At 58.2% G+C, this 251-nt stretch carries 1 pseudogene; it reads right to left on the reverse strand.

Features of this window, described 5'->3' with window-relative positions:
• Nucleotides 1-56: 56 nt before the first annotated feature.
• Nucleotides 57-251, reverse strand: a pseudogene (locus tag AAEZ05_RS29500) (hypothetical protein); the annotation flags it as partial.

Raw genomic sequence — 251 nt, forward strand, 5'->3', positions numbered from 1 at the left:
GCGCCAGGGAGATAGGCGCCGGCTGTCAGGCCGTCACGGGAGCAAGCTCCCACAGATCAGTCCCTTGCCAATGCCTCTATCGGGTCCAACCGCGCCGCATTCCGCGCCGGTACAAAACCAAACACAATGCCGATCAACGTCGAACAGGCAAACGCGGTAACGATCGACCCCACCGAAAACACCATTTCCCACTCCTTCACAAACAACGAAAACAGGTAGCCGATGGCGTAGGACAGCGAGATCCCGATGAT

The organism is Pseudomonas sp. HY13-MNA-CIBAN-0226 (assembly GCF_040310305.1).
Lineage (GTDB): Bacteria > Pseudomonadota > Gammaproteobacteria > Pseudomonadales > Pseudomonadaceae > Aquipseudomonas > Aquipseudomonas gregormendelii.